We start from the raw sequence: 15281 nt of genomic DNA on the forward strand, positions 1-15281 counted from the left end.
TAATTCGAGAAATAAATACTTATTCATACAAAAAAGAGTGTAAAGATCCAAATGTTCACAAATATTGTAAGATAATCTAACATCAAACAACCTGATAATTCACAATAATACCATTTTTTATATATTTTAGGTAATTTTTGTGTGAACTACGACGTTTTTTGTTCAGGATATTCAGAGATTAATACAGTTCTAGGTTTTGATCCTTCATAAGGACCAACAATACCTCTTGCTTCCATAGCATCAATTAATCTAGCTGCGCGTGTGTATCCAACTCTGAACCTTCTTTGCAACATTGAAACACTTGCACTTTGCATTTCAACGATTAATTTAACTGCATCATCAAATAAATCATCTTGCTTTTCATCATGTTTCACCTCTGACTCTTCTTCGGGAATCATTTCATCTTGATATTGTGCTTTCTGTTGTTCAATACAATGGTCAACGATGCTTTCTACCTCTTCATCTGATAAAAATGCCCCTTGAATACGCGTAGGTTTAGATGATCCCACTGGCGTGAACAACATATCCCCTCGTCCCAATAATTTCTCTGCTCCACCAGAATCTAAAATTGTTCTTGAATCAGTTGCAGATGAAACACTAAAAGCGATTCGGGAAGGAATGTTCGCCTTTATTACACCTGTTATAACATCAACAGAAGGGCGCTGTGTCGCAATTATTAAATGGATACCCGCTGCACGAGCCATTTGTGCTAATCTTGTGATTGCATCTTCAACATCGCTGGATGCAACCATCATTAAGTCAGCTAATTCATCCACTATTACTACAATATAAGGTAATAAAGGTTGTTGATCCTCTTCTTCGTTATTATATCGTTTTACGTACTCATTATACCCTTCGATATTACGGCTACCAGTCTCAGAGAATAGTTCATAACGACGCTCCATTTCAGCTACAACTTTCTTAAGAGCTCTCGATGCCTTTTTAGGATCCGTAACAACAGGTGCAAGTAAATGAGGAATGCCATTATAAATATTTAATTCTACTTTCTTTGGATCAATCATCATCATTTTTACTTCATGTGGTTTAGCTCGCATCAATATGCTCGTTATAATACCATTGATACAGACACTTTTACCACTTCCAGTTGCACCCGCTACGAGTAGGTGCGGCATGCGGTTTAATTCAGCGACAATTGCTTCACCTGAAATATCTCGTCCAAGTACAAAGGACAGAATATTTCCATTCATCGCTTGTTTCGTATCTAATACTTCCCGAAGAGATACAGGTGCCACTTCTTTATTCGGCACTTCAATTCCGACTGCAGATTTCCCTGGAATCGGCGCTTCTATCCGAATGTCCTTCGCAGCTAATGCAAGTGCTAGATCATCATGGAGGTTGACAATTTTACTCACCTTTACGCCAGCTTCTGGATAGACTTCATACTTGGTAACAGCAGGTCCAACATGAACTTTCGTAACCTTTGCTTTCACACCAAAACTAATAAATGTACGTTCTAATTTTCGGACAGTTGCTTGTATTGCGCTTTTTTCCGCTTGTTGTTGATGTTTAACAGGCTCTTTCAACAACTTTAGTGGCGGCAATAAATAGGATGCATTCTCCATTTCCGTCATTGGTAACGGTTCAATTGTTTCCATTTCAGTTTCATTTTTTGTTTCTTTCTGTTCAGCCTTGCTCTTTATTTGATCGATAGCATCCATTTCATTTATTACATTTTTAGTAGCATATGAAATATCAGTGAACTCCTCAATTACTGGATAATCTTTTCCATCATCAACAACTGGATCGGCTATGTTTGTTAGCAGTTCTTCTTGATAGTCATCTTGTTCATTTGTTTTACTGTCTTTTTTATCTTGACGTTTTTCTTTCCATTTTTTTCGTCCGTTTACTGTTACTTCTTTTACTTTACTTCCATTCTTAGCTAAAAAATTACCGATTGAGAAGTCAGTAACAAAAACGATACCAATAATTATTGAAAAGACAGCAACAATTTGCGCACCCGTAGCAGAAAATAGTACATAACAAAAAGCAAATAAAATTGCTCCTAACATTCCACCACCTAAATAATAAGATGTGAGATCCCCATCTAAGTACGCAAAGTAGTTTGACCACGTCATTTTCAGCACAGACCCTCCTGATTGCTGTTGTAACAAGGTTTCATACGAATCAATATGTGTTAGCAATAGAATCCCTAAGAATATAATTCCTAAACCTACCATGCGTCGACTAATCAAATTTGGTAATTGTCTTTTTATAATCATATAAATACCGATACTTAATAATACAAGTGAAGCGATCATATACCACACACCAAATAATAGACGGAAAAAGTTCTCTAATCCAGAGGGTATAGCTCCTTCACTAATTGCACTTGCGCCACTTCCAAAAACAGCTAGAAAAATAAATAAAATACCTAAAAGTTCATATTTTAATTGTTGTTGTACCTTTTTTTGATTCCCTCTCTTTTTCTTTTTAGCCTTAGCCAATTTCCCCACCCCTGCAATCTATCAAAATTATTTCTCCCATTACTATGATGAGATAAACCCTTGTCCATTTGACAAGGGTTTATTTTCATTTCTCTTCATACTACTCCAATATTCGCTATTACTATTATAGCATATCTATTTTTATGTGTAGACTTTTCCTTCGTTAAAATCTTATATGACTCCGCATTAAATTCTACTATTCGCTAATAATTTCCCCAGGAGTAAGGGAAGCAGAGATATAATCTTGTGGATCTGTTGAAAGCAACTGAACAATACGGTATTTACCGTTATCAATACTATCTACGAGCATCATTCGATTATTACAAGTTACAACTTGACGTGTTTGAAATAACGATTGATCCGTTGGAAATATATCATGTTCATTTAATGGTGTATATAAGGTCACTGCACGACACCCCCACTCTCTTTACGATCATCAATCATTTTATTTAATGTTTCCATCGCTTCTTTTACTCCACCGACTGCATCTATTAGTCCATATTCAACCGCATCAGCACCCACAACATTCGTACCAATATCACGCGTTAAATTGCCTTTTTCAAACATCAAGGATTTAAACTTTTCTTCTGATATATTGGAGTGAGTCGTAACAAATTGAATAACACGTTCTTGCATCTTATCCATATATTCAAAAGTTTGTGGCACACCGATCACTAAGCCATTTAACCTAATCGGATGAATTGTCATCGTTGCAGAAGGTACAACATACGTATAATTAGTTGCAACGGCAATAGGTACGCCAATAGAGTGACCACCACCCAATATAATGGATACGGTTGGTTTAGATAAAGAAGCAATCATTTCGGAGAGTGCTAATCCCGCTTCTACATCTCCACCTACAGTATTTAATAGGATGATAAGTCCTTCAATCTTCGGATTTTGTTCAATTGCAATCAGCTGCGGCAGTAAATGTTCATATTTAGTTGTCTTATTTTGTGGGGGTAATTGTATATGCCCCTCTACTTGGCCAATAATCGACAACACATGTATATTGGAATCAGGTGCTGTTGGAACAGTTGATTGACCTAACTGCTGAATCTTGTCGACTAATGATGATTGTTTACCCTCTTCTTGTTCATTCCCATCTTTTGGCATAGAAATTCTCCTTTCGATACTATCTTTGTTAGTATGAACGAATCAAAAAGGGAACATACCATTTAAGATCAAAAAGGATTTTAAATCAAAAAAAGCTTCTGCCAATTTCCTGCAGAAGCTTTTAACGAATATCATTAATTAATTTTTAATTAGGTCATACAATAATTGTTCTTCGATTTCAGACAAGTTTACTAGCGGTAAACGAACATCTCCTGTGTCGATACCTTTTAATCGTAAAGCAGCTTTAACTGGAGCTGGAGATGGTGCCATGAACAACCCTCTCATGATAGGCAACAATTGACGGTGAATACGAGCCGCTTCATTAACATTGCCTTGTTCAAAATAATCAAGCATTTGTTTCATTTCATCTCCAATAACATGAGATGCAACAGAAACAACACCATCAGCTCCAATCGCTTGCAACGGTAGTGTTAAACTATCATCGCCGCTGTATACAAAAAACTGATCATCTGTCTGTTCGATAATTTGAGAAATTGCATCTAAATTTCCACTTGATTCTTTAACAGCAACAATATTATCAATTTGTGATAGTGCTACAATTGTGTCCACTGTTAAATGAACCATCGTTCTGCCTGGAATATTATATAACATTACCGGGAGACTCGTAGACTGTGCAACTGTACGAAAATGTTCATATAATCCTGCCTGATTTGGTTTATTATAATAAGGTGTTACAAGCAAGATTGCATCAACATTCGCATTTTCTGCGTGTTTTGTTAGTTCTATTGTCTCTTTTGTGTTATTAGAACCCGTTCCAGCAATAATAGGAATCCGACCATTCACTACTTTAACTGTCTGTTCAAATAGCCCAATCTTTTCCTTTGTGGAAAGTGTAGGTGATTCTCCAGTGGTGCCTGCCACAACTAAACCATCTGTTTTGTGGGTAATTAAATACTCAATTAAATGCTCCACTTTATTCATATCCACTCGATCTTTAGAGTCAAATGGCGTAACCATTGCTGTCAATAATTTTCCGAAATTCACGATAGGTTGCGTCTCCCTTCATCCATCTTGATCCATCCATTCCCTAGATGTTTAGATTTTCCTATTTAATTCAAACGTTTCATGCAATGCATTTACAGCTGGGATAAGATCATCATGGTGAATCAGCACCCATATCGTTGTATGACTGTCTGCAGATTGAAGGATTTGAATCCCTTCATTTGTCAGTGTTTGCACTATTTTAGCTGTTACCCCAGGAACACCAGTCATACCAGCTCCAACTAATGAGACCTTCGCACAGTTAGAAACCGTTTCAGGTTGATAATGTAACGCCTCTAATATTTCAATTGCTTTTGTAGTAAATACCTCTGGAATTGTATAGACAACACCGTTAGGCGAAATATTTATAAAATCAACCGAAATACCTGCTTCCGCCATTGCTTTGAAAACGTCTGAATGTAATTGATCAACATTTTCATTCGTTAATACCTTTATTTGCGTTATGTTAGACATATTCGCAATTCCAGTAACAATACGATCTGGTATATCCTTACCCTTTACTGCATCTATTGAATCGGTAACTAATGTTCCAATTTCGTTAGTAGCAGTTGATCTCACCCGCATCGGTATCTTAGCCTGCATAGCAATTTCAACTGCTCGTGGGTGAATGACCTTTGCGCCTTGATAAGCTAAATTACAAATTTCATTATATGTGACAACATCTAATGTTCGCGCGTTTTTTACTAGCCGCGGATCTGCTGTCATAATTCCTTCTACATCGGTAAAAATATCAATATAAGCAGCGTCTAGTGCCGCACCTAAGGCTGCTGCTGACGTGTCACTTCCACCGCGACCAAGCGTTGTTATTTCATCAGTTGCTGACTTCCCTTGGAAACCAGCAACTACAACAACTTGATGCTCTTTTAATTCTTGGTGGATTCGTTCCACTTCCATTGCCTTTATCTTTGCAGAGGTAAAGTCTTGATTTGTTTTAAATCCAGCTTGCCCTCCAGTTAATGCAGTCGACGTTACACCACTTTCTTTTAATTCCGTTGAAAAAACGACAGAAGAGATTACTTCACCACAGGACATAAGTAAATCCTGTTCTCTTTTGCTTGCATGTGTATTAGGAAAATCAATTAATCCTAATAATGAGTCCGTTGCATATGGATCAGGATAACGGCCTATCGCAGAAACGACTACAACCACTCTATACCCTTGATCAATAGCAGTTTTAATATGCTTTATTGCGTTACTTCTTGTCGTCTTACTTTGTACAGAAGTTCCGCCAAATTTTTGCACTAGAATCTCCATGTTACACCTCTAAATTATAGCCAGTTATTTTTAATTAATGATTCAGCGATTTGCACAGAATTCCATGCTGCGCCTTTTAATAAGTTATCCGAAACAACCCATAGGTGGAACCCTTTAGGTTCGTCAAGATCTTTTCTTACTCTACCTACAAAAACGTCACCACTACCTACTGCACTTAATGGTGTTGGATACACTTGATTTGATGGATCATCTTCTAAAACGATACCAGGTGCATGTGCCAAAACCTCTTGGACAGCTGCAACTGATACACCAGGATCATCAATTTCAACATACACACTTTCTGCATGTGATGTGAAAAATGGTAAACGTACACAAGTAGCTGCAACAGCTAATTCGGATGCGTGTAGAATTTTTTTTGTTTCATTAATCATTTTCATTTCTTCAAATGTATACCCATTTTCTTGAAATACATCAATTTGAGGTAATGCATTAAAAGCGATTGGATAATGTTTCTTTTCACCCTTAACAGGCAATAGTTCAGGAGCAAGTTCTTCTCCATTCAAAAAGGCTTGCGATTGTTCTCTTAATTCTTCAACTGCTTTTGCACCTGCGCCTGAAACAGCTTGATAAGTAGAAACTATTACTCGATTTAGTCCAAATGCTTTTTCTATTGGTTTAAGTGCCGCAACCATTTGAATCGTAGAACAGTTTGGATTGGCAATAATACCGTTATGTTTTTCAATATCAGATTCATTCACTTCTGGGACAACCAATGGAATATTTTCATCCATTCTAAAAGCGCTTGTATTATCTATTACAACTGCACCACGAGCTACCGCCTCATGCGCTAGGGATTTAGACACAGAACCACCAGCTGAGAAAAGTGCTATATTAACTCCTTCAAAGCTTCCAGGTGTAGCTTCTTGAACAGTAAACGTTTCATCCTTGAATTTTATTTTAGTTCCAGCTGAACGTGGAGAAGATAATAATGTTAACTGTCCAATTGGAAAATCCTTTTTCTCTAGTGTTTCTAGTATTTTTTGACCTACAGCTCCAGTAGCACCAACTACTGCAACATGATAACCTTTAATTTCTGTCATAATAAATCCCCTTCCTTACCTATAAGTTAAAATGATTAAATTTGTAATCTCTATTTTAACATACTCTGTTAAGGAAAGGGTATTCCTACAGTATATTATTCTGTAACCATCTTCGGTATTAAAACTGGCTGTATTTGTTTGTGGGATAATGCTTGTGTGATTGTAGAGGATAATAGAGTCATATCTGCAACTAAAGAATTTGGCTTTTTAATATAATCATCTTGACCATATGGTACAAAATAGATTAATTTAGTTGCCATTAAACGCATCAAATTCACACCATTTAATCCTAGTGCATCATTTGTCGCAATTCCTAGAACAACTGGATTACCATTACGCATTGTTGCCTTTGCAGACATTAGTACAGCTGAGTCTGATATACCGTTTGCCAATCGACTCATTGAATTCCCAGTTAAAGGTGCTATAACCATACAATCCAACGGTTCAACCGGGCCAAGTGGCTCCGCATCAACAATTGAACCAATTGGTTTTCTTCCTGTAATTTCTGTTATTGTTTTAATATGATCTTCTGCTTTACCAAATCTTGTATCTGTTTCTTGAACGGTATTTGAAATGACTGGGACCAACTCTGCACCTAGATCAATTAATTTTTGCATTTCTGGAAATACCGCCGCGTATGTGCAATGTGAGCCTGTTATACCAAAACCAATTTTTTTTCCTTTTAACACTGTCGCTTCTCCCCGCTTTCTTTTATTTGTGTAATGAGTTGATTAATAACATTTCCTAATATTTCTCCTGCTGTTTTTGGAGCCACCATCCCCGGTAACCCTAGTGCGTGTATAGCTGTAATTCCCCTTTTTTTAGCATAGACAAAGTCAACCCCACCAGGTTTAGACGCTAAGTCAATAATTAACGCATTAGATTTCATTAAGTTTAACGCTGATTCGGTAACAACTTTACTTGGAATCGTGTTGATTAAAATATCACACTGCCCAGTATATGCAGGTAACTCTTCCATGTGAAAACCTTGCATCCCCATTTCAAAAGCACGTGCTACATCTACATCTTTTCTCGTCCCAACCGCCACATTTGCTCCTAACCCTGAAAATTTACTTGCCACACTCAGTCCGACTCTCCCCATTCCTAACACAACAATTCGAGCACTATGAATCGTAAAATTGGTATGCTGAATGGCGAGCATAATTGTACCTTCTGTAGTTGGGATAGAATTATAAATGGCAACATCGTCTCTGTCCATTAGCGGGATAAGTTTTAGACCCGATTTTTTCACACATTTACTCAAATAAGGTGTTGTTATTCCGGAGAATATCAAACAGTCTTTTGCTAATGTATCAAACCATTCCTCCTTAAGCTGTATTTTTTGATTAGAAAAAATAGTATCAATATAACCTTCTTCATCAGTACCTGGAATCGGTAAAACAATTACATCAAGAGATTCTGTTTCCAACTCTTCAAAATCTGTTTGTTTAATACCTGTAAACCCTTGATTCAATTGATCAAAACCAACTAATTCCATTTTTAAGTTATCATTTTCGGAAAGCTTCTTAATCATTTCAAGATAACGTGCATCTCCACCTAAGATAGCCATACGGATGGATGAATCCATAATTCCACCTCTTTCACAAACAATATTTCACTACTATTTTGCTTTATAAATTTTCTTAATATCATATGAATTATTGGCAGTAAAGTGAAGGTTTTAACTACAATGCAGATTAAATAAGACAATGATCTATATAAAAAAGCTAATCAACAGATTATATTTCCATCTTGTCGATTAGCTATTTAGAAAGTATGATAGTTAATAATCCATTTCTACTATTTAGTAGGAGGGAGACGATTAACCATTATCATATCCTCGCCTATTTTCTGAATATCTGACCAATTTATTCGCAGATTTTCTCCTTCTTTTTTCATCCCTAACCACGTGTAATTAGGAATAATGAAGGCTGTAATTTGACCTGTTTTTTCATCTAATTCAATATCTGTCTGCCCTAACACACCTAATCTAGAGCCACTATCAAGATCAACAATTTCTTTGCCACTTAAAGTCTTATACCGCATACTTTTTTCCTCCTTCATCTTTATAAAAAGTATGAGAAGGTGAACTTGACTATGCTTTTTTCATGAAGAAATTAATGCACTTGCATAATCCGACTTGAATATTTGTTTAATTAATTCATTCGTTGACTCCATACTTACCGCATCAATTTCAGTTATTAACTCATCCAAACTACGATGCTTACCCATAAGTAACTCATTTTTACCATTTCGACTCATGCGGCTATTTGTACTTTCTAAACCTAGTACAAGATTTCCTTTTAATTGTTCTTTACTATTACGTAACTCTTTGTCTGTAAGGCCATGCTCGATTAATTCTGCTACTGTCTGATGTATCGTTTCTTTAAGAACGGGAAGATGTTCATTACCTGTCCCAGCATAGATCGTTAACAATCCATCATCAAGAAACGAACTGTGATAAGAAAACACAGAATAAGCTAATCCACGATTTTCTCTAATCTCTTGAAACAATCTTGAACTCATGCTGCCACCAAGTACATTATTAACAATGACTAAACTAAAGATATTCGTAGCCCCAATTGGCAAACCTTGATACCCTAAGCATAAGTGAGCTTGTTCTGTTTCCTTTTTACGTGTTAACTGTTTCGGAGTAAAAATTGATTTTTCCAACGTACTAACTTTGCTAGTTTGCTTAAATTGATCAAAAGCTGTTTCAATTTTATCGATAAAAGATGTATCGACATTTCCTGCTACAGATATCACTATATTATCTGGGCGGTAGTGTTCCAGTTGGTACTGATGCAAATCTTCAGATGTGAAAGCATTTAATCTTTCTTCTATACCTAAAATAGGAAATCCTAATGGCTGTCCACCGTAAGAAGCTTCAGCTAATAAGTCATGAACGATGTCATCTGGTGTGTCTTCTGCCATCTTTATTTCTTCTAATACAACATTCTTTTCTTTATCAATTTCTTCTTGAGCAAATTTCGAATGAAAGAACATATCGGTTAACATCTCTAAGGCAAATTCTTTATGTGTATCAAGAACTTTCGCATAGTAGCATGTATACTCTTTTGATGTAAAAGCATTTACTTGTCCGCCAATCGCATCAAACTCTTCGGCAATTTCTTTTGCAGTTCTTTTTTCAGTACCTTTAAAAAACATATGCTCTAAAAAGTGAGAGATCCCGTTATTTTCTACTGTTTCATCTCTTGAACCAGTTCGAACCCACACGCCAATTGTTACGGATCTAACACTCGCGATATTTTCCAATACAATACGTAATCCATTTCTGGAAGTATGTTTCTGAAGCATCTAGATGCCCTCCTATTTTATTAACTGTTATTTTTTATTTATATGCAACTCAACTTTAAACCAAAAACCATGTGCTAATCATTGATTTTTTAAGGTTCGGATTGCTTGTCAACCATTAAAAATTCTGTTTTCTAGAAAATTGTTGTTTATTACGAAACGACTAAGTTTACCAAGACTTAAATGCCTGTTTCACTTTGCTAAAGTTTAGTATGTAAGAAAAAGAAACTGGTAATCCAGTTTCTTTTTAATGGTAATATTATTTACTTTCTTTTTCTTTTTCATCTGCTATAACAGATTTGCGTGATAAATTAATACGACCTTGACGATCAACTTCTTTTACTTTGACCATCATTTGATCACCTATTGAAGCAACGTCTTCCACTTTATTGATGCGTTCAGCAGCCATTTCTGATATGTGAACAAGGCCTTCTTTACCTTTAAATAATTCAACGAATGCACCAAATTTTTCAATTCGTTTAACTGTAGCAAGATACATTTCACCAACTTGTACTTCACGTACAATATCTTCAATGATTTTCTTCGCTTTTTGATTCATTTCATTATTGATAGATGAAATGAATACACCACCATCTTGCTCAATATCTATTTTCACGCCAGTTTCTTCAATAATTTTATTGATTTGTTTACCACTTGGCCCAATTACATCGCGAATCTTATCTGGATGAATAGACATTGTTAAGATTTTCGGAGCATATGTGGATAACTCTTCTTTTGGTTCGTTAATTGTTTCAAGCATATGCTCTAGAATATGCATACGACCTTTTTTAGCTTGCGTAAGTGCTTCTTCTAAAATATCACGTGATAAACCATCAATTTTAATATCCATTTGAAGAGCAGTTACACCTTTAGCAGTTCCGGCAACTTTAAAGTCCATATCTCCTAAGTGATCTTCCATACCTTGAATATCACTTAAAATAGTATAATCATCACCCGATTTAATAAGTCCCATTGCAATACCAGCAACTGGTGCTTTAATTGGTACACCTGCATCCATCATTGCTAATGTACTAGCACAAATACTCGCTTGTGAAGTAGATCCGTTTGATTCTAACACTTCTGATACAAGGCGAATCGTATAAGGAAAGTCTTTTTCAGAAGGCAACACTTTTTCTAATGCGCGTTCTCCTAATGCACCATGACCAATTTCACGACGGCCTGGGCCTCTAATAGGACCAGTCTCCCCAACACTAAATAATGGGAAGTTATAATGATGCATGAAACGTTTTGATTCTTCTAATCCAATACCATCTAAAATTTGCACATCACCTAGAGCACCCAGTGTACAGATGCTTAACGCTTGTGTTTGGCCACGTGTGAACAAACCGGATCCGTGCGTTCTCGGAAGTACACTAATACGAGAGGTTAAAGAACGTATTTCATCAATTTTACGACCATCTGGTCTAACTTTTTCTTTTGTAATTAAACGACGTACTTCTTCTTTAACGATCTTATCCAATATACCTTTAACGTGTTTAATTGTTTTATCATCAGCTTCTTGCTCTTCATATTCCGCAAGTAAGTCTTTCTTTACTTTATCAATAGCTTCTTCACGGGCATGCTTTTCATGAATTTGAATTGCTGTCACTAAAGTCGCTTTAACTTTCTCTTCTACTACAACAGTTAATTCTTTATCTAATTCGAATAATTTAATATTCATTTTTTCTTTAGAAACTTCAGCAATAATTTCTTCTTGAAAAGCAACTAAACGTTTAATTTCTTCATGTCCAAACATAATAGCTTCAAGCATCACATCTTCTGGTACTTCATCTGCCCCTGCTTCTACCATGTTAATCGCGTGTTTTGTGCCAGCAACGGTAAGATCAATATCACTCTTCTCGCGCTGTTCAGTAGTAGGATTAATTACAAATTTATCGTCAACTCGTCCAACAATAACACCGGCTATTGGTCCATCAAATGGAATGTCTGAGATAGATAGAGCTATCGAAGAACCTATCATTGCAGCTATATCTGACGGACAGTTTTGATCTAGACTCATTACCATACTTATTACTTGAACATCGTTACGATACCCGTCTGGAAATAATGGTCGTATTGGACGGTCAATTAAACGAGATGTAAGAACAGCTGTTTCTGATGGTCTACCTTCTCTTTTAATAAAACCTCCTGGAATTTTACCTACTGCATATAAACGTTCCTCGTAGTTTACAGTTAGTGGGAAAAACGGTAAATCTTTTGGCTCTTTAGAACCCGTTGCTGTTGCTAAGACAGAAGTATCCCCATATTGAATCATACATGCACCATTTGCCTGTTTTGCTAATTCTCCAATTTCTACTGTAAATGTGTTACCTGATATTTCTGTCGAAAATACTTTTTTATTTGCTACCATTTAATTATGTACCCCTCTCTTATTTACCTGGAAACCTTTTGTAGTAGTGTGTCCATATAATAAGGGCTATATAAATCCGTATCACTTCTTGTTTTACTATCCTTTTGCATCATTTACATTATGTTGCTCCATCCTGATCAAACAGTTGAAAAAATTTTTTCAACTGTTTGATCAGAATCGAGCGAAAGGATTATAATACGACATATATATACCCAAAAGAATAACTTCCTACAAACTATTATCGGATGAACAGATTGATTTTAAACATACAGAAAAAGCGGGAATAATCCCGCTTTTTAGTATATTATCTGCGTAAACCAAGTTTTTGAATTAAATCACGGTAACGAGCAACATCATTATTACGTAAGTAATTTAGTAAGTTACGACGTTTACCGACCATTTTCAATAAACCACGACGTGAGTGATGATCCTTCTTGTGGAAACGAAGATGCTCATTCAAATTCGTAATATCTTCTGTTAAGACAGCGATCTGAACCTCTGGAGATCCCGTATCGTTATCATGTGTTTTGAACTCATTCATAAGTTCAGTTTTACGTTCTTGTGTTATAGCCATTTGTAATAGCCTCCTGTAAAAATTAGTAAACCCCTATCCCCTAGCAAACGTCGGAGAATCAATTTGCCAAGTGGAAGGTTTCCGTTATTTAGATTACATCCTTTTATAATAAATTGCAAGTATTAATCTTCAATTGTAGTAAACAAATGTCGAATCTGTTGTTCATCTTTCTTTAATTGTTCAATCAATTGCTCAATTCCATTAAATTTAACTTCATTTCTAATAAAGTCAATCCATTCTATTCGCAATGATTCACCATAGATATCTTGTTCAAAATCAAATAGATGAATTTCTATAGTAGGTCGATCTATTTGATTACTTTCATGAAACGTTGGCTTATAGCCCACATTAGCCATTCCCGTAATCTTATTTTGATCACTAATGGAAACACGAACGGCGTAAACACCGACTTTAGGAAGTGCATACTCCTCTTCCACATCTATATTAGCAGTAGGAAAACCAATTGTTCTTCCACGTTTTTCACCTTGTATAACGATTCCACTCGTTTGAAAAGGTCTATTTAATAAATTACTTATCTTCTTCACTTTCCCCTTAGCCAACAAATCTCGAATCCGTGTTGAGCTAACTTTTTCGCCTTCATCTTCTAATTTATTAATTGTCGTAAGATCAAATTCACCTTTTGCATGTTCTCTCAATGTTTCTATCGTACCTTTACCCTTGTATCCATATGTGAAATCAAAACCAGCAACAAGATGTTTAATGTTAAGTCCAACAATAAAATCCGAAACAAATTCACTTGCAACTAATTTTGACAAAACCTCATTAAATGTAATGATATATAAAATATCAATACCCATATCTTCTAGAATCGCTTTTTTTTCAATTAATGGTGTTAAATAATGAACAGGCTTTTGTTGCTTTTTCAGTACGACAGAAGGATGAGGTGAGAATGTAATAACTGCACTCTTTCTATTCTCTTCTTTTGCAATTTCTCTTGCAGTTTCAATAACATTTTGATGCCCTTTATGTATGCCATCGAAAAATCCAATAGCTGCAACTGTTTCTTCTATTTCTGTTCGAATAATTTTGTGTGGATATTGTAATGATATAATTTCCAAGGTTTTCACCTACTTTCCTGATTGTAACGGAATACACGTACTGGTTTTATCTCTTCGATTTTTGTTGGATGTATCTGATAAATTGCTAAAAGTTCATCTTGGTACTCTACTCTAAACGGATCTGTTTTTATCGTTTGATCCGGTAACGCTAATTTCTGACCTTGCCAAACTTTTTTTGCTAGTTGTTCATCTACGTTATAAATATCTAAGTGATCAACACCTTGCTGAATTGGAAGTAAAGTTTCTTCTAATTGCCCTAGCTCACTTTTTTCTATTAATTGGTCAAACGTAAATGTCTCTGCAGCAGTAATATTCCCTGTTTCTGTTCGAACTAAATGAGACATGTGGGCAGGATAACCTAGTTTTTTACCAATGTCTAAACATAGCGTTCTCATATATGTTCCCTTTGAACATGTTGCTTCAAATGAAAACCGGAAAACTTTCTCTTCAACTTTTAGTGAATCCTCCAATAATCTAATCGATTCAATTGTAACCTCACGTGATGGTCTTTCAACAGGCTCGTTCGTTCTTGCATATTCATACAATTTCTTACCATCTACCCTAACAGCAGAATAAAGTGGAACAACTTGGCTAATTACACCTGTAAACGATGCTAATACAGTTTCTAGTGTAGCTATATCAAACGTTTCATCTACTAACTTTTCTTCGATAATAGTACCCGTTTGATCTTCTGTATCTGTTGAATATCCGAGTGTTACTTCTCCAACATATGTTTTTGTCGTATCCGTTAGATATGGAACAATTTTCGTTGCCTCTCCAATACAAATTGGCAATACACCTTCTACTGCTGGATCCAGTGTTCCGGTATGACCAACTTTTTTGGTATGACATAATTTTCTAATTTGGATAACGCAATCATGGGATGTAGGCCCTATTGGTTTCCACAGTGGTAGAATACCATTCATAATCTTTATTCACCATCTCTTTAAATTTTTATTCTATCGCGTACAATTAAAAAATAAACTAAAACCCTTGTACTATTATAGAACAAGGGTTTTAGGA

General features: G+C 35.7%; 14 protein-coding genes. All 14 read right to left on the reverse strand.

Translation table 11 applies throughout. From position 1 onward, the window contains the following. Nucleotides 1–146 precede the first annotated feature (146 nt). On the reverse strand, nt 147–2465 hold the full coding sequence (locus tag D2K60_RS08930) for an FtsK/SpoIIIE family DNA translocase (RefSeq protein WP_117169656.1): 2319 nt from the start codon (nt 2463–2465) through the stop codon (nt 147–149). Between the two features lie 196 nt (nt 2466–2661). Then, nucleotides 2662–2871: a YlzJ-like family protein gene (locus tag D2K60_RS08935; RefSeq protein ID WP_117169657.1), complete on the reverse strand. Its 210-nt coding sequence runs from the start codon at nt 2869–2871 to the stop codon at nt 2662–2664. Further along, on the reverse strand, nt 2868–3581 hold the full coding sequence (locus tag D2K60_RS08940; RefSeq protein ID WP_117169658.1) for a ClpP family protease: 714 nt from the start codon (nt 3579–3581) through the stop codon (nt 2868–2870). Before D2K60_RS08940 ends, D2K60_RS08935 begins: the two co-directional genes overlap by 4 nt. A gap of 138 nt (nt 3582–3719) precedes the next feature. Beyond that, on the reverse strand, nt 3720–4589 hold the full coding sequence (dapA, locus tag D2K60_RS08945) for a 4-hydroxy-tetrahydrodipicolinate synthase (protein WP_117169659.1): 870 nt from the start codon (nt 4587–4589) through the stop codon (nt 3720–3722). A gap of 48 nt (nt 4590–4637) precedes the next feature. Next, nucleotides 4638–5858, reverse strand: coding sequence for an aspartate kinase (gene dapG, locus D2K60_RS08950; RefSeq protein ID WP_117169660.1), 1221 nt, complete (start codon nt 5856–5858; stop codon nt 4638–4640). 14 nt (nt 5859–5872) lie between these two features. Continuing rightward, nucleotides 5873–6919 (reverse strand): aspartate-semialdehyde dehydrogenase, encoded by a 1047-nt coding sequence (asd, locus tag D2K60_RS08955; protein WP_117169661.1) that lies wholly within the window; start codon nt 6917–6919, stop codon nt 5873–5875. A gap of 95 nt (nt 6920–7014) precedes the next feature. Next, nucleotides 7015–7608 (reverse strand): dipicolinate synthase subunit B, encoded by a 594-nt coding sequence (locus D2K60_RS08960; RefSeq protein WP_117169662.1) that lies wholly within the window; start codon nt 7606–7608, stop codon nt 7015–7017. Beyond that, nucleotides 7602–8507 carry a dipicolinic acid synthetase subunit A gene (gene dpaA, locus D2K60_RS08965; RefSeq protein WP_117169663.1) on the reverse strand — a complete coding sequence of 302 codons (906 nt, stop codon included), beginning with the start codon at nt 8505–8507 and terminating at the stop codon, nt 7602–7604. The genes D2K60_RS08960 and dpaA overlap by 7 nt, the downstream gene beginning before the upstream one ends. A gap of 212 nt (nt 8508–8719) precedes the next feature. Continuing rightward, a complete protein-coding gene (locus D2K60_RS08970) occupies nt 8720–8965 on the reverse strand; it encodes a YlmC/YmxH family sporulation protein (protein WP_117169664.1) in 246 nt (81 codons plus the stop codon). 60 nt (nt 8966–9025) lie between these two features. After that, entirely contained in the window at nt 9026–10237 is a 1212-nt protein-coding gene (locus D2K60_RS08975) for a M16 family metallopeptidase (protein ID WP_117169665.1), read from the reverse strand. A 256-nt stretch (nt 10238–10493) separates the two neighbouring features. Continuing rightward, complete coding sequence (gene pnp, locus D2K60_RS08980) at nt 10494–12605, reverse strand: polyribonucleotide nucleotidyltransferase (RefSeq protein ID WP_117169666.1); 2112 nt, start codon at nt 12603–12605, stop codon at nt 10494–10496. Nucleotides 12606–12909: 304 nt separating this feature from the next. Then, nucleotides 12910–13179: a 30S ribosomal protein S15 gene (gene rpsO, locus D2K60_RS08985; protein ID WP_117169667.1), complete on the reverse strand. Its 270-nt coding sequence runs from the start codon at nt 13177–13179 to the stop codon at nt 12910–12912. A gap of 122 nt (nt 13180–13301) precedes the next feature. Then, complete coding sequence (locus tag D2K60_RS08990; RefSeq protein WP_117169668.1) at nt 13302–14258, reverse strand: bifunctional riboflavin kinase/FAD synthetase; 957 nt, start codon at nt 14256–14258, stop codon at nt 13302–13304. A 5-nt stretch (nt 14259–14263) separates the two neighbouring features. Then, entirely contained in the window at nt 14264–15184 is a 921-nt protein-coding gene (truB, locus tag D2K60_RS08995) for a tRNA pseudouridine(55) synthase TruB (protein ID WP_117169669.1), read from the reverse strand. Nucleotides 15185–15281 lie beyond the last annotated feature (97 nt).

The organism is Paraliobacillus sediminis (assembly GCF_003426055.1).